Annotated in this window: 8 protein-coding genes, 2 tRNA genes and 3 rRNA genes; 8 read left to right on the top strand and 5 right to left on the bottom strand. The window is 50.4% G+C overall.

The window, feature by feature from the left end; all coding sequences use genetic code 11:
* Nucleotides 1-48: 48 nt before the first annotated feature.
* Nucleotides 49-1317, bottom strand: coding sequence for an allantoate amidohydrolase (locus RGU75_RS20830; RefSeq protein WP_322239262.1), 1269 nt, complete (start codon nt 1315-1317; stop codon nt 49-51).
* Between the two features lie 172 nt (nt 1318-1489).
* Here RGU75_RS20830 and RGU75_RS20825 point away from each other — a divergent pair, with 172 nt between their 5' ends.
* Together RGU75_RS20825 and RGU75_RS20820 are read left to right on the top strand one after the other, a co-directional pair.
* A complete protein-coding gene (locus RGU75_RS20825; RefSeq protein ID WP_322239260.1) occupies nt 1490-2845 on the top strand; it encodes a C4-dicarboxylate transporter DctA in 1356 nt (451 codons plus the stop codon).
* 249 nt (nt 2846-3094) lie between these two features.
* Nucleotides 3095-3784, top strand: a complete 690-nt coding sequence (locus RGU75_RS20820; protein ID WP_322240702.1) for a GntR family transcriptional regulator — start codon at nt 3095-3097, stop codon at nt 3782-3784.
* Between the two features lie 46 nt (nt 3785-3830).
* Here RGU75_RS20820 and RGU75_RS20815 read toward each other — a convergent pair whose 3' ends face one another.
* Together RGU75_RS20815 and pgm are read right to left on the bottom strand one after the other, a co-directional pair.
* A complete protein-coding gene (locus RGU75_RS20815) occupies nt 3831-5006 on the bottom strand; it encodes a PHB depolymerase family esterase (RefSeq protein ID WP_322239258.1) in 1176 nt (391 codons plus the stop codon).
* An 86-nt stretch (nt 5007-5092) separates the two neighbouring features.
* Nucleotides 5093-6760, bottom strand: coding sequence for a phosphoglucomutase (alpha-D-glucose-1,6-bisphosphate-dependent) (gene pgm / locus RGU75_RS20810; protein ID WP_322239256.1), 1668 nt, complete (start codon nt 6758-6760; stop codon nt 5093-5095).
* Nucleotides 6761-7674: 914 nt separating this feature from the next.
* Here pgm and RGU75_RS20805 point away from each other — a divergent pair.
* The 5 genes from RGU75_RS20805 (at nt 7675) to rrf (ending at nt 13003) form a co-directional block, all read left to right on the top strand.
* Nucleotides 7675-9207 (top strand): 16S ribosomal RNA (locus tag RGU75_RS20805).
* Nucleotides 9208-9296: 89 nt separating this feature from the next.
* Nucleotides 9297-9373 (top strand) — tRNA-Ile (locus RGU75_RS20800).
* A 21-nt stretch (nt 9374-9394) separates the two neighbouring features.
* Nucleotides 9395-9470, top strand: a tRNA-Ala gene (locus tag RGU75_RS20795).
* Between the two features lie 359 nt (nt 9471-9829).
* Nucleotides 9830-12712, top strand: a 23S ribosomal RNA gene (locus RGU75_RS20790).
* Nucleotides 12713-12890: 178 nt separating this feature from the next.
* A 5S ribosomal RNA gene (rrf, locus tag RGU75_RS20785) occupies nt 12891-13003 on the top strand.
* The 16S, 23S and 5S rRNA genes sit together here with 2 tRNA genes alongside, the layout of an rRNA operon.
* 328 nt (nt 13004-13331) lie before the next feature.
* On the opposite strand, the gene istB is transcribed toward rrf, so the two are convergent.
* Nucleotides 13332-14102, bottom strand: coding sequence for an IS21-like element helper ATPase IstB (gene istB / locus RGU75_RS20780; protein WP_322232626.1), 771 nt, complete (start codon nt 14100-14102; stop codon nt 13332-13334).
* 11 nt (nt 14103-14113) lie between these two features.
* The gene (gene istA, locus RGU75_RS20775; protein WP_322240175.1) at nt 14114-15637 is read right to left on the bottom strand and encodes an IS21 family transposase; all 1524 of its coding nucleotides are present in this window, start codon (nt 15635-15637) and stop codon (nt 14114-14116) included.
* Nucleotides 15638-15793: 156 nt separating this feature from the next.
* Here istA and RGU75_RS20770 point away from each other — a divergent pair, with 156 nt between their 5' ends.
* Nucleotides 15794-15931 (top strand): hypothetical protein, encoded by a 138-nt coding sequence (locus RGU75_RS20770; RefSeq protein ID WP_322239254.1) that lies wholly within the window; start codon nt 15794-15796, stop codon nt 15929-15931.
* Nucleotides 15932-15997: the final 66 nt, after the last annotated feature.

Genomic DNA, 15997 nt, shown 5'->3' with positions numbered 1-15997 from the left:
CGGAAGCTTGACTGATCACAGATCCGTGTTGCGGCGTCAGATTCATCGTTATTTTTTAAATTGTTCGACAAAATGTGTGAATACTTGCGCTGCCAGTGCAGCATCTTCAGCAGTCATGATTTCATCAGGGTGATGGCTAATGCCACCGTTACCACAGCGGACAAACAACATCGCGACATCAGTAATTGCAGCCATCGCCATGGCGTCATGACCGGCACCAGAGGGAAGGTGGCGCACTGGCAAATTGCTGGACGCAATAGCCTTTGCCAATTGTTGTTGTAACCACGGCGCGCAGGGAACACTGACGGCGTCATGGGTTTGGCGGGTCTTGATGGTAACGTTGCGACGATGCCCGATCCGTTCAATCTCAGCGCGTACATCTGCAACGGCAGCTTGCCGGATCGTATCGTCACCGGCACGAATATCAATGGAAAAGAGTGCCTTGCCGGGAACGACGTTAGCAGCGCCGTTTGGTACATTAAACATACCAACCGTGCCAACCAATCCCGGCGTGCCCTGACACCTTCGTTCTATCAATAACCCTATTTCGGCCGCAGCCATCGCTGCATCGCGGCGCATTTCCATCGGCACGGTCCCGGCATGCCCAGCTAGTCCGTCGATTTCCACCATGAAACGAGAAGCACCGGAAATGGCGGTGACGACGCCAACCGGCAATTGCTCGTTAAGCAATATCGGTCCTTGCTCAATGTGGACTTCGACAAAGGCCAGCACTGATTCCGGGGCATAAGCCGCTTTGGCCAAACCGACCGCATGAAAACCGGAGGCCGCCATGACTTCGCGCATGCTTAGTCCAGCATCATCGAGATTATCGAGTACCGCCATATCGAAGGTGCCAGCTGCTGCACGACTGCCGAGCAAGGTGGCCTTAAAGCGGACGCCTTCCTCTTCAGCGAATCCGATGACTTCAAGCGCGAACGGGAAGCGTTTTCCTGCTTTATGCCATTGCTGAATGCAGGCAATGGGTAACAAAATCCCGAGATTACCGTCATATTTGCCGCCGTTTCTGACCGAGTCAAAATGTGATCCTGTGACGAGAGCGGGTGCATCCGCGGTGATGGCTTCATAGCGGCCAATGACATTACACGCCATATCGCGCCGGACCTGCATTCCTGCCGCGCACATCCATTCGGCTAATTGCGCAGCTGCGGAGTGATGCGCTGACGTCAGGTAGGTGCGGGTCAACATGCCTTCTACTTCGGTGTGCCGCGCTAAGTCCTCAGACCATTGCATTATTTGATTGCCGCAATTTTCATCCATCGAATGGGCCACTTGATTTGGTGTTGGATTTAATTCCATGCCTGTCTCCTTTTGGTATTTTTGGATATTACTCTTGAATTCATTTATTGCATACAAAAAAAGTATGCACTATATTGCGTGTAGGGCAGTCACCATCTCAGCACTTTTAGTTTTGCGATTGTGGCAAGATCTTGATGTCAAAATTAATATTTCTAGTTACTAGGAGACAAACATGCAGCGCTTGTATAAATCACTTTTTGGACAGGTCGTTATCGGCTTGATTTTGGGCATTATCGTGGGAGTGTTGTATCCCAAGTTTGGCGAAAGTATGAAACCGCTTGGGGATGGTTTCATCAAGCTGGTCAAGATGATCATTCCTATGATTGTGTTCTGTGTCGTGGTGCAAGGCATTTATGGCGCAGGCGAGCTGAAAAAAGTTGGTCGGGTTGGTTTAAAGGCACTGATTTATTTTGAGGTGGTGACAGCCATTGCCTTGGCTTTGGGATTGTTGCTAGCGTTCGTGTTTCACCCAGGCGCTGGAATGAATATCGATGTTGGCGCTCTGGATGCCAGTTCGCTGTCGAATTATGTGGCAACGGCCAACAAGGTGAGGGGAACCGGCTTTGGTAATTTTGTGATGAAAATTATCCCTGATACGGTTGTCAGCGCTTTTACATCAGGTGATGTGTTGCAAGTTTTGCTTTTCTCTATCATTTTTGGTTGCGCGTTATCGTTGATCGGCGAGAAAGCCGCACCGATCGTGACGATCGTCCACAGTATGTCGGCGGCATTTTTTAAATGCATGTCATTCATCATCAAGCTCGCGCCTTTGGGAGTATTTGGTGCGATTGCTTTTACTGTCGGCAAATACGGCGTCAGCTCTCTTCAGCAATTAGGTTATTTGGTGGCGCTATTTTATGCGTCGGTCGTTTTATTCGTATTTGCCATTTTAGGGTCGATCCTGCGACTTACCGGATTCAGTATTTTTAAACTTATTAAATATTTGCGCGAAGAGTTGATGGTAGTGTTGGCAACGGCATCGTCGGATGCCGTGTTGCCACAGATCATGAAAAAGCTTGAATATATGGGCATTAAAGATTCGACCGTGGGCTTGGTGATTCCGACTGGCTATTCATTTAATTTAGATGCGTTCTCGATTTATCTGACGCTTGCTGCTGTTTTTATTGCTCAGGCGACCAACACTCCCTTAGCGACTACCGACTTATTAGCGATTCTGGCGGTTGCGTTGATCACCTCGAAAGGTGCGCATGGCGTTCCCGGCTCGGCGATTGTGATTCTGGCGGCGACATTGTCTGCGATTCCTGCTATTCCGGTGGTTGGTTTGGTGCTGGTACTGTCGGTTGACTGGTTCATGGGTATCGCTCGCGCGCTTGGCAATTTACTTGGCAACTGTGTGGCAACCGTGGTCGTGGCGGTATGGGAGAAAGATATTGATAGAACACGTGCGCATGCTGTGTTGAATGGTGACGTTGCCGCGATTAAGGCATATGACGAGCAAAAAAATCGCGAAAATTTGCGTCAGGATGTGCGGCCGGCCACTGATTTGAATTTGCAGGCCGGGCATTAAACAATCCGCTGCTCATTTTTGTAGGGCTTAAGTAGAGCTGCAAAAAAGGGCGTTAATCATTGATGCCGGCATCAATGTAAATGGTGTTTTGCTCTTGTGATTAAATATGCGTGTCCGTCGAATGGTTGTGGTGCGATCTCGACGGACAGTATTTCTCATTTGGAATAGAAGTTTTAAAAATAGGTTTTCCAAGTACAATTTCTGCCTTTAGATAACTTTAGCGCTTTTAAGGTCAGTAATAATATGAACATGCCCTTGAGCCCAGTCATTTCCGATAGTTCGGACGACATCGCGGCCGACATTGCAATGGCGATCGCGGAGCAGCGACTGCCGCCAGGAACTAAATTGCGTGAAGAAGCACTTGCGCGTCTGTATTCAGTCAGCCGCACCAAGATTCGTGCGGCCTTGGTGATGCTGGCAAAAGATAAATTAATTGATTTGATACCGGACAAGGGGGCATTTGTCAGCCAACCCACCGAAGAAGAGGCGCGCCAACTATTTTTTGTGCGGCGAATTCTGGAGGAAGCGCTGGTACGAGAATTTGTGGCGAAGGCGGGAATCGATGATTATTTAGAAATCGATCGCCATCTGGAGTTGGAACGCGATGCATTATCAAAAGAGAATCCGCAAACGCGTTCCAAGCTATTGAGTGACTTTCACATATTGTTGGCGAAGACGGTAGGCAATCAGGTATTGACCGATATTCTGGTGAAGTTGGCAGGCCGGAGTTCGTTGATAACGATGCTATACCAATCAACACGGGACGCCGTCTGTTCATCGGATGAGCATCTGGCTTTTATAGCTGCCGCAAAAGCGGGAGACACGGAAAAAGCGGTCCTATTGATGCGGCATCATCTCCACCATGTTGAGTCTGCGCTCCAGTTTGAAAGGCAACCGGCAAGCGATAAAAAGGATTTTGTGAAGGCGCTCCTGGCTTAAGGTATTCGTAAAGAGCAATGTTGATATCAATTGTTTGTCTAAATGGTTAGACCTCAACAGGTTTTTGGACGGCAATTCGACGTTGTTTTTTAAAAAAATCCCATAACAGTTGGGTAGCGTCCGGGCCTTCGCATGCGTTGTATCGTAGTGAGCAGTCTCCACCGCTCCACGCATGGCCGAGAGTAGAAATCTCATAGACTTGGATCAGACATTTGCCTGCTTGGTAGTATTCTTGGATGGTGTAGGGTTTGTGTGGATTTCGGCTGTTGGCAGCGCTTCCCGTCTTGGCAGTGACGACGACTTTACTGTCTTCTGCTATCTTATTCAACGCTTTAAATTGTTGGGTTAATTGCAATGCGTTAATGGGGCGGACAACATTGTCTTCCAGGCCGTGAATTAACATGACCGGCATCGTCGGGAATAAAAGGTATTTTTGACTAATAGTGTCGATAATGTCAGTCGCGCTTTTGAGTGCCCCCCGTTGCATCACGCCATAGGCACCGATAATAGAGTGCCCTACGCCAAAAACGGTTCCCGAGTGTATGCCCACGGCGGTAATCAAATGTGGATAATTAAGCGCCACAATAGAAGCCATCGTAGCGCCGGCTGATAAACCCGCTATATAGATGCGCGTTGTGTCAATTGGGTGTTTGTCTGCGACAATATTAATGATCGCAGCAATACGTTTGGCATCGCCGCCTCCTGCCTGCGTCTCTCTGTTATACCAATTCCAGCAGCGTTTCATGTGTGAACTATAGGATTGCTGGGGATATAAGACAGCAAATCCTTGCTTCTCGGCCAATTCGTTCATTCTTGTGCCGCGTACGAAGTCGTCTACATTTTGATTGCAGCCGTGGAGCATGACAACTAGAGGAAGTTCGGCCCCAATAGCGCTGGCGCTGGCCGGTAAATAAAGCCAATATTGCATGCGGCGGCGCGTTCTCGCAGCACTGTCTTTCGTTGATAAATAATAAAAAGGCAGCCAGCGCCCGGGCAGTGCGGGGCTTGTGGGCGCTTTAGAGGTGGATTTACCAGCGGACGTCGATCTTATGGATCGCTTGGCAAGTGGGGTGGCCTTCTTAGCCGTTGATTTAGTCGATTTACGTTTTGCCGGCGCGGGAGGCGCGAGGAACGTTTTAACCAATTTTTTATGTTGGCTTTGTTGCGATTTGCTAATTTTTTTAATGCTTCGCAACCACAATCGACTAAGGGCTTTTAGCATATGAGCTTGACCAAATAAAAGAGCTTTTAGTGTAATGGGATTTACTAAGCCTCTGCAATTCCTATGTAATTATGGTCTGCTGATAGTTAGCTAGCCGTTGTTTTTCCTGATTCGGTACGCAGGGCCGTATCGACAATAGTCTGTGCTTCTTCGACGATTTGCTGCAAATGTGCATCGCCTCGAAAACTTTCCGCGTAAATTTTGTAAATCTCCTCAGTGCCCGAAGGGCGTGCTGCAAACCAGCCATTTTCTGTACAAACTTTTAGGCCGCCTATGGAGGCATTATTTCCTGGCGCTTGGGTAAGAATGCTGGTGATTTTCTCACCAGCCAATTCTGTCGAGTGTATTTGTTGTGGAGAAAGTGCCGCAAGCGTGGCTTTCTGAGGGGTTGTTGCAGGCGCTTCGACCCTGTCGGAAACGGGCGTTCCTAATTCTTCGGTAAGCTTTTGATAAACTTGTGCCGGGTTTTTGCCGTTGCGTGCTGTCATTTCGGCTGCTAATAATGCAGGTGTGAGACCATCCTTATCCGTTGTCCAAACAGTACCGTCGCGGCGCAAGAAGGAAGCGCCAGCGCTTTCCTCGCCTCCAAAACCGAGAGAGCCATCGAAAAGGCCATCGACAAACCATTTAAACCCGACCGGTACCTCGTACAGATTTCTCCCTAATCTATTGCATACACGATCAATCATTTGGCTACTAACAACCGTTTTCCCCACACCGGTGTCTTGCCGCCATTGAGGGCGATGGCGGAACAGGTAGTCTATTGAGACAGTAAGATAGTGATTTGGCGGCATCAAACCATGCGTGCGTGTAACAATTCCATGGCGATCATGGTCAGTGTCGCAGGCAAATGCGACGTCAAACTGATCCTTGATATCTATTAGACGCTGCATTGCATAGGGAGACGATGGGTCCATACGGATTTTGCCATCCCAATCGCGGGTCATAAAACTGAAGGTAGGATCAACCGTTGCACTAATCACCGTCAAATTGATGTGGTAATGTTCAGCAATTCTGGCCCAATAATGGACGCCAGCGCCCCCGAGGGGGTCGACACCCAGCCGAATGTCAGCACCACGTATTACTTCCATATCGATGACATTGCCCAAGTCGGCAATATAGTTACCCAGGTAATCGTGGCGATGGGTAGTGGGCGCGAGCAACGCTTTTTCAAAAGACAACCGCCTTACGCTCAGCAGACCATCTTTCATAAAGTCATTCGCGAGCGCCTGTATCCCCTTAGTAATGTTGGTATCCGCCGGTCCACCATTCGGTGGATTGTATTTGAAGCCACCGTTATCAGGAGGATTGTGGGACGGAGTGACGACTATGCCATCAGCCAGGCCTGCTGTGCGACCTCGGTTATAAGTCAGGATCGCGTGAGAAATTGCCGGCGTTGGCGTGTACTCGTCGTTTTCGGCAAGCATGACATTCACGCCGTTTGCCGCCAATACCTCGAGTGCGCTAGCCGCAGCGGGAGCAGAAAGCGCATGGGTATCTACTCCAAGAAATAGCGGGCCGGTAATATTGTGTTGTTTGCGATACTGACAAATGGCTTGCGTGATGGCGAGTACATGCCACTCATTAAATGTATTTTGAAGCGATGAACCCCGGTGTCCGGAAGTGCCGAATGTGACCTGTTGTGTAACATCATGCGGATCGAGGCGATTGCTGTAGTACGCAGTGATGAGTCTTGGAATATTAACGAGCGTGTCGGGCGAGGCTAGTTTGCCAGCCATTGGGCTTATATTCATGGCGCTCTCCTGTAGAAGTTGGGTACTTTTACGATTTTCGTTGCTGTTGCTGGTTGCCAATTAGCTACTATAAGACGGTGTGCTTTCCCAGCCGACTCTGCATACGGAATCTTAGTCAGCTGTTGATGGTGTTTTGATAATGCGCTCGTTTTCGCCGTTAAATATGAATTTGCGGGCTTTATCCGATCTGTTCGGACAAATAGGGCTTAGGAAGTAGACCACTTCATATCAGGTACAGTTCAAGAGGGAAGCTGGAGGCTAGTTCTAGCGATTGCCGCCACGCCACGATTTTCTTGATCTAAGTGGTCGAAAAGAGTCAAGCCTGCTAAGTGCCTTATTTTGATTAATTAACAATTTATTTGATGACTTAAAAAATGTTTAAAATTGTTTATAAAATTGCTTGCCAGTGTTGAGATGTGTTGCTATAGTTCGGCCTCTGTTGAAAACGACGCGAAATACTGAGTACGGCGCAAGCGGTGCGAAGGGCGAAATTGGAGGCGGAAACGAGGTTGTAAAGTGGGGTGTTTTGAGCGGTAGTTGTGAGTTGATTTGGTTTTAAATTGTTTCTAAAATGATTTAAAAAGAAGTTGACGAAAAGTTCGAAGTGCCACATAATCTCATCTCTCTGCTGCTGACAAACAAAACGCTTTGTCAGCGCTGCGAACACCGAGCGTAAGGTTGGGTGTGACGCCAAACAGAGACAGTTCTTTAACAATTAACAGCCGATAAGTGTGGGCGTTTAATGAAAGTGCAGCGTGAACTACTTCGGTGGTTTGCGTATAACTTAAAACATTAAATGTTCACAAAAGAAGAAAATAGGATATTTGCCTGAGTCAAATTGGGGAGATAGCCTGTCAGTATTTTGAGTGAGCGATAGCAGCGATGCTAGGCAGCAATGCCACAAAACAGAGATTAAACTGAAGAGTTTGATCCTGGCTCAGATTGAACGCTGGCGGCATGCCTTACACATGCAAGTCGAACGGTAACAGGGAGCTTGCTCCGCTGACGAGTGGCGAACGGGTGAGTAATATATCGGAACGTGCCTGGTAATGGGGGACAACTAGTCGAAAGATTAGCTAATACCGCATACGCCCTACGGGGGAAAGAGGGGGATTCGCAAGAACCTCTCGTTATCAGAGCGGCCGATATCTGATTAGCTAGTTGGTGAGGTAAAGGCTCACCAAGGCTTCGATCAGTAGCTGGTCTGAGAGGACGACCAGCCACACTGGGACTGAGACACGGCCCAGACTCCTACGGGAGGCAGCAGTGGGGAATTTTGGACAATGGGCGCAAGCCTGATCCAGCAATGCCGCGTGAGTGAAGAAGGCCTTCGGGTTGTAAAGCTCTTTTGTCAGGGAAGAAACGGTCTTGGTTAATACCTGGGGCTAATGACGGTACCTGAAGAATAAGCACCGGCTAACTACGTGCCAGCAGCCGCGGTAATACGTAGGGTGCAAGCGTTAATCGGAATTACTGGGCGTAAAGCGTGCGCAGGCGGTTTTTTAAGACAGGTGTGAAATCCCCGGGCTTAACCTGGGAATGGCATTTGTGACTGGAAGGCTAGAGTGTGTCAGAGGGGGGTAGAATTCCACGTGTAGCAGTGAAATGCGTAGAGATGTGGAGGAATACCGATGGCGAAGGCAGCCCCCTGGGATAACACTGACGCTCATGCACGAAAGCGTGGGGAGCAAACAGGATTAGATACCCTGGTAGTCCACGCCCTAAACGATGTCTACTAGTTGTCGGGTCTTAATTGACTTGGTAACGCAGCTAACGCGTGAAGTAGACCGCCTGGGGAGTACGGTCGCAAGATTAAAACTCAAAGGAATTGACGGGGACCCGCACAAGCGGTGGATGATGTGGATTAATTCGATGCAACGCGAAAAACCTTACCTACCCTTGACATGGCTGGAATCCTTGAGAGATCAGGGAGTGCTTGAAAGAGAACCAGTACACAGGTGCTGCATGGCTGTCGTCAGCTCGTGTCGTGAGATGTTGGGTTAAGTCCCGCAACGAGCGCAACCCTTGTCATTAGTTGCTACGAAAGGGCACTCTAATGAGACTGCCGGTGACAAACCGGAGGAAGGTGGGGATGACGTCAAGTCCTCATGGCCCTTATGGGTAGGGCTTCACACGTCATACAATGGTACATACAGAGGGCCGCCAACCCGCGAGGGGGAGCTAATCCCAGAAAGTGTATCGTAGTCCGGATTGTAGTCTGCAACTCGACTACATGAAGTTGGAATCGCTAGTAATCGCGGATCAGCATGTCGCGGTGAATACGTTCCCGGGTCTTGTACACACCGCCCGTCACACCATGGGAGCGGGTTTCACCAGAAGTAGGTAGCCTAACCGTAAGGAGGGCGCTTACCACGGTGGGATTCGTGACTGGGGTGAAGTCGTAACAAGGTAGCCGTATCGGAAGGTGCGGCTGGATCACCTCCTTTCTAGAGTTTGCCCGGACATTAAGCGTCCACACTTATCGGTGTGTTAGTTAGAAGAAGAACAGTCATATTAGGAACGTGCTAATCAGGACGGGTCTGTAGCTCAGTTGGTTAGAGCACCGTGTTGATAACGCGGGGGTCGTTGGTTCGAGCCCAACCAGACCCACCAGTTATAGAGGTACGATTTAAGGGGGGCTTAGCTCAGCTGGGAGAGCACCTGCTTTGCAAGCAGGGGGTCATCGGTTCGATCCCGTTAGCCTCCACCATTTACTTTTCCGGGCACACCGCCTGGTGCATAAAGTAAGCGTAAAAAATCAAACCTAAGTCAGTATTTGCGCGGGGTAGTAGCGTGAAATAAAAGCGATTTAGGTTTGATCTTTTTAAGATCATTGGCTGTTTGTTCTTTAACAATTTAGAAGAAGTAAAGATTCGTCTGCGCTACGACAGTAGTGTGGATGGGTATGATTGTATCAAATCAAAAAGTATTAAAGAGTTCTCAAAAGAGCATACGTAAGTATGCAAATGCGATAACACTTTGGATACGGCAAACGCTAAAGTAATACTCATAAGTAATATCCTATAACCGGTTTTTGGTCGTGAACGCGATCAGAGGCTAACGTTATAGGGACAAGTGAATAAGTGCACATGGTGGATGCCTTGGCGATTACAGGCGATGAAGGACGTAGTAGCTTGCGATAAGCTGCGGGGAGCCAGCAAACAGGCTTTGATCCGCAGATTTCCGAATGGGGAAACCCACCCTTTATGGGTATTGCATACTGAATACATAGGTATGCAAGGCGAACGTGGCGAACTGAAACATCTAAGTAGCTACAGGAAAAGAAATCAACCGAGATTCCCAGAGTAGTGGCGAGCGAAATGGGAACAGCCTGCACGATTTAGCATCAGCGATAATGGAACACTCTGGAAATAGTGGCCATAGAGGGTGATAGCCCCTTACATGAAATCGGTGGTGTGGAACTAAGTGTGCGACAAGTAGGGCGGGACACGTGTAATCCTGTCTGAACATGGGGGGACCATCCTCCAAGGCTAAATACTCGTAATCGACCGATAGTGAACCAGTACCGTGAGGGAAAGGCGAAAAGAACCCCGGAAGGGGAGTGAAATAGATCCTGAAACCGTGTGCATACAAACAGTAGGAGCGGACTTGTTCCGTGACTGCGTACCTTTTGTATAATGGGTCAGCGACTTACATTCAGTGGCAAGCTTAACCGTATAGGGAAGGCGTAGAGAAATCGAGTCCGAATAGGGCGTTCAGTCGCTGGGTGTAGACCCGAAACCAAGTGATCTACTCATGGCCAGGATGAAGGTGCGGTAACACGCACTGGAGGTCCGAACCCACTAATGTTGAAAAATTAGGGGATGAGCTGTGGGTAGGGGTGAAAGGCTAAACAAACTTGGAAATAGCTGGTTCTCTCCGAAAACTATTTAGGTAGTGCCTCAAGTATCACCATCGGGGGTAGAGCACTGTTATGGCTAGGGGTTCATTGCGAATTACCAACCCATTGCAAACTCCGAATACCGATGAGTGCGAGCTTGGGAGACAGACGCCGGGTGCTAACGTCCGACGTCAAGAGGGAAACAACCCAGACCGCCAGCTAAGGTCCCAAAGATTGGCTAAGTGGCAAACGAAGTGGGAAGGCTAAAACAGTCAGGAAGTTGGCTTAGAAGCAGCCATCCTTTAAAGAAAGCGTAATAGCTCACTGATCGAGTCGTCCTGCGCGGAAGATGTAACGGGGCTAAGCCAGTCACCGAAGCTGCGGATATGTACCTATTTATAGGTCATATGGTAGGAGAGCGTTCTGTAAGCCTGCGAAGGTGTCTTGTAAAGGATGCTGGAGGTATCAGAAGTGCGAATGCTGACATGAGTAGCGATAATGGGGGTGAAAAGCCTCCACGCCGTAAGCCCAAGGTTTCCTGTTCAACGTTCATCGGAGCAGGGTGAGTCGGCCCCTAAGGCGAGGCAGAGATGCGTAGCTGATGGGAAGCAGGTTAATATTCCTGCACCGTCGTGTGATGCGATGGGGGGACGGATCGCGGAAGGTTGTCCGACTGTTGGAATAGTCGGTTTTTGGCTCAGAGAAGGCTGTTAGGCAAATCCGGCAGCGTAATTCAAGGGGTTGAGACGAGTGAATTTATTCATGAAGCAATCGGAAGTGGTTCCAAGAAAAGCCTCTAAGCTTCAGTCACACGAGACCGTACCGCAAACCGACACAGGTGGGCGAGATGAGTATTCTAAGGCGCTTGAGAGAACTCGGGAGAAGGAACTCGGCAAATTTGTACCGTAACTTCGGGATAAGGTACGCCCCGGTAGCTTGACTGGCTCGCGCCAGAAGGGTGAAAGGGCTGCAATAAAAAGGTGGCTGCGACTGTTTAATAAAAACACAGCACTATGCAAACACGAAAGTGGACGTATATGGTGTGACTCCTGCCCGGTGCTGGAAGATTAAATGATGGGGTGCAAGCTCTTGATTGAAGTCCCAGTAAACGGCGGCCGTAACTATAACGGTCCTAAGGTAGCGAAATTCCTTGTCGGGTAAGTTCCGACCTGCACGAATGGAGTAACGATGGCCACACTGTCTCCTCCCGAGACTCAGCGAAGTTGAAATGTTTGTGATGATGCAATCTACCCGCGGCTAGACGGAAAGACCCCATGAACCTTTACTGTAGCTTTGCATTGAATTTTGAACCAATCTGTGTAGGATAGGTGGGAGGCTTTGAAGCGTGAACGCTAGTTTGCGTGGAGCCAACCTTGAAATACCACCCTGGTTTGTTTGAGATTCTAACCTTGGTCCGTTATCCGGATCGGGGACAGTGCATGGTAGGCAGTTTGACTGGGGCGGTCTCCTCCCAAAGTGTAACGGAGGAGTTCGAAGGTACGCTAGGTACGGTCGGACATCGTGCTGTTAGTGCAATGGCATAAGCGTGCTTAACTGCGAGACTGACAAGTCGAGCAGGTACGAAAGTAGGACATAGTGATCCGGTGGTTCTGTATGGAAGGGCCATCGCTCAACGGATAAAAGGTACTCTGGGGATAACAGGCTGATTCCTCCCAAGAGTTCATATCGACGGGGGAGTTTGGCACCTCGATGTCGGCTCATCACATCCTGGGGCTGTAGCCGGTCCCAAGGGTATGGCTGTTCGCCATTTAAAGTGGTACGTGAGCTGGGTTTAAAACGTCGTGAGACAGTTTGGTCCCTATCTGCCGTGGGCGTTGGAAATTTGAAGGGGGCTGCTCCTAGTACGAGAGGACCGGAGTGGACGAACCTCTGGTGTACCGGTTGTCACGCCAGTGGCATTGCCGGGTAGCTAAGTTCGGAAGAGATAACCGCTGAAAGCATCTAAGCGGGAAACTTGCCTTGAGATGATATTTCCCGGGAACTAGATTCCCCTAAAGGGTCGTTCGAGACCAGGACGTTGATAGGCTGGGTGTGGAAGCGTAGTAATACGTTAAGCTAACCAGTACTAATTGCCCGTGAGGCTTGTCCCTATAACCTTAGCAGGTTATAGATTAAGCTAATGAGATATGTGTTTGCCTGAAAAGTGCAATCATACCCAGCAGTGCGGTGACACACCCTTGTCACTGCACTGCAGTAATACAAAACTTTACTTCTTCTAGATTGCGTTGTTTGTTGCCCCATTGGGAACACACGACACTACAGTTTATGCCTGATGACCATAGCGAGTTGGTACCACCCCTTCCCATCCCGAACAGGACCGTGAAACGACTTTGCGCCGATGATAGTGCTGCAACCAGTGTGAAAGTAGGTCATCGTCAGGCTCTTATTAGAAAACCCTCCCCGAGTAATCGGGGAGGGTTTTTGCTTTGCAGAAACGATTTATGCAATGACAACACCCAACACCCAACACCCAACACCCAACACCCAACACCCTCTCAACGTTTAATCTTGAAATTTCCGGACGCCGTGCCCGACCAAGAGACGCCGCTAGTCGATTACCTCCTCTTTGTTGTCTTAACGCTCTTTTTTTTGACGTTGATCAGCGTATTTCCGCTACTGCGTATTCTGGTCAACGTGACCGCTCATTCTGGCCGATCGTGACCGCTGCGCCTGCGATGTTGTTACGCGGTTAAATTGTAATGTCTGCGGTCACGATGGGTCGATAGTTTTCTCCTTTTTGCTGGTTTTAGGTCGTTCTGCGCCACGCAGTGAATCGCCGGTCAGTGTCAGCCGATGATTGCGCTGCAGAATGCGGTCCAGGATGGCGTCGGCAATAGTGGCGTCGCCAATCCAGGCATGCCAATGGTCAACAGGAAGTTGACTGGTAATAATCGTCGCTCTGTTTGCCGCCCGGTCGTCAATCATCTCCAGCAAGTCGGAACGGGTCGTGCTGTCGATCGCGCCCATGCCCCAGTCATCAAGTACCAAGACATCGATCTTGGCGAGTTGGAGCAGCCATTTCCCAAAGCTGCCGCTGCCGTGCCGGATGCGTAGTTCTTCCTGTAGACGGGGTACGCGTTGATAAACAGCAGAGTATCCGCGCCGACAGGCGTACTGTGCCAGTGCGCAGGCCAGCCACGATTTGCCAGCACCGGTCGGTCCGGTAATGAGAATGCTGTGGCCAGCACTGACCCAATCTCCCAGCGCCAGACTCATCACTTCACGGCGGTCGATGCCACGCCCCGAGCGGGCATCAATGTCTTCAATCGCCGCTTGTGCGTATTTCAGGTGGGCGTTCTTAAGCAGGCGCAGGAGCTTGCGGTCATTGCGGCAATGGACTTCGCGATCAACCAAGAGTGCCAGACGTTCCTCGAAACTCATCGCCGCCATACTGGCCTGCGTCAATTGTTCCTCCAGTCCGGTCGCTAAGCCATCGAGTTTTAAGGTCCGCAATTGGGCCAGAGTGGTATGCATCATCATCGTTGACATCCTCATTGATAGTAATCAGGGCCACGCACATGGGCATGGTCAGGACTGACCCAATCGCCAACTGGGGCACACGGTGTGCGATCACGGTTATTTTTGAGAATGTCACGGACGTGGCGGTATTGGCAGGCACCGAGCTGTAAGGCCAGCATGCATCCTGCTTCAAGACGTGGCTTGCCGTAGCGCTTGGCCAATGACAGCAGACCAAGACAGGCACGGTAGCCGTGCTCGGGATGTCTGTTCTCGGCCATCAGACGCGTCACCGCCTCCGCTGTCGCCGTACCGATGGTCTGTCCCCAGTGAATCAGTCGCTGTGGCGTCCATTCCAATTGCGCACGATGCGCCACCGGCATATGCAGGGTGTCGGTGGTGAACCCGCCTTCGCCACTGTTGCGCGGATGACTGGCGACACGTTGACCGCGATGCAGGATTTCCACTGTCGTCGCTGTCATCCGGGCTTCCAGCACCTGACCGACCAGGGCTTGCGGCACACTGTAGTGATGGCGGCCGATCTCAACGTGGTAATCGTTATGCACCCTGACAGTCTTGAAATGCGCCATCTCATAACATTGCAATGGCAAAGGCCGTAGCGCCGGGACATCGAGTTGGGCAAACGCACTGGCGCGACTACCGGGTAGCTTCTGAAACGGCTTATCGTTAAGTACGCTCAGCAGCGGTGCGATGGCGACATCGACCTCGTGGACGCTGCTAAATTGCTGATGTCGCAGACGCGCCATGATCCAGCGCTCGACGATCTGCACTGCTGATTCGGCCTTCGCTTTATCCTGAGGATGACGCGGACGGGCTGGCAAGATGGAGGTGCCGTAGTGGCGCGCAAAATCGCGTACGGTGTCGTTACTGCGTGGTTCGTAGCGATTGGCGTCGGCGATCATAGCCTTCGGATTATCGGGAACAATCAACTGCGGTACCCCGCCGAAGAAGCGCAGCGCACGCGCTGTCGAAGTGAGCCAGTCGGCCATCGTCTCACGCGGCGTAGCACAGGCATAGGTGTAGCTCGATGCGCCCAGAGCAGCGACGAAGATGTGGGCACGGCTACCATCAGTGAGACCGATAGTCGGACCAGCATAATCAATGAACAGTTTCTCGCCAGCCCGGTGAATCTGGCGCATAGAGCGTTTGAGCTGTTTGGCAAACTGCCGGTAATTCACGCAGAACTGTGAGTAGGCATAGGTCTGGTGCTGGGCATAATCGGCACGATACTCTTCCCATAGCAACATCAGCGTCATCCCCTTGCGCCGCAGTTCGTGATGCAGCCTGGCGTAATCTGGCTGGACATGGTCTCGGGTCCGTTCTGGCGTGACCAAAAGCCGGTGCGCCAACTCGGTGTCGTCTACATCTTGCACCGCCGACCAGTCCAAACCGGCAACGGCGGCCAGGCCGACATACTTGGTGACGACTCCTTTTGAAATCCCCAGTGCTGCGGCAATCTGCTGGTGCGATAGTTTGGCATCCAGTTTTAAACGTAATACGTCTTTTATCTTACGCATAGTGATCCTTTGTACGGGCACGTTGTCTCCAGACAAACTGGAAGCGTACCCGTTCGGTTGCTCTATGCGTAACATCATCACGGTGCTGTACGACACCATTCCGGTATCGTGACCGATGATTCTGCTATCGTGACCGCCGATTCTGGTCGGGCTTGAAATCGGTCACGATAGACCGGAATGAGCGGTCACGATGCGCCAGAATGGTCGGTCACGATAGACCAGAATCGGTGGTCACGATCGGCCAGAATACCCACTACTTCTCTTCCGTTGCTACCGACGCAGGATAATCGGCAGCAATGGGTACAGTTCGAATAGTCATGTAAATCCGAAAAAATATGATATTTACAATAAAAATGTGGGATTACTAACCGTACTTCAGGT

Source organism: Glaciimonas sp. CA11.2 (assembly GCF_034314045.1).
In the GTDB taxonomy this organism is placed as follows: Bacteria; Pseudomonadota; Gammaproteobacteria; order Burkholderiales; family Burkholderiaceae_D; genus Glaciimonas.
Note: the sequence above shows the minus strand (reverse complement) of the source record. Positions and strands in the feature narration are given on the sequence as shown.

Coding starts and splice junctions, on each gene's coding strand:
- RGU75_RS20830 (WP_322239262.1), bottom strand. CDS start 1,317: ATGGAATTAAATCCAACACCAAATCAAGTGGCCCATTCGATGGATGAA.
- RGU75_RS20825 (WP_322239260.1), top strand. CDS start 1,490: ATGCAGCGCTTGTATAAATCACTTTTTGGACAGGTCGTTATCGGCTTG.
- RGU75_RS20820 (WP_322240702.1), top strand. CDS start 3,095: ATGCCCTTGAGCCCAGTCATTTCCGATAGTTCGGACGACATCGCGGCC.
- RGU75_RS20815 (WP_322239258.1), bottom strand. CDS start 5,006: ATGCTAAAAGCCCTTAGTCGATTGTGGTTGCGAAGCATTAAAAAAATT.
- pgm (WP_322239256.1), bottom strand. CDS start 6,760: ATGAATATAAGCCCAATGGCTGGCAAACTAGCCTCGCCCGACACGCTC.
- istB (WP_322232626.1), bottom strand. CDS start 14,102: ATGATGATGCATACCACTCTGGCCCAATTGCGGACCTTAAAACTCGAT.
- RGU75_RS20770 (WP_322239254.1), top strand. CDS start 15,794: ATGAGCGGTCACGATGCGCCAGAATGGTCGGTCACGATAGACCAGAAT.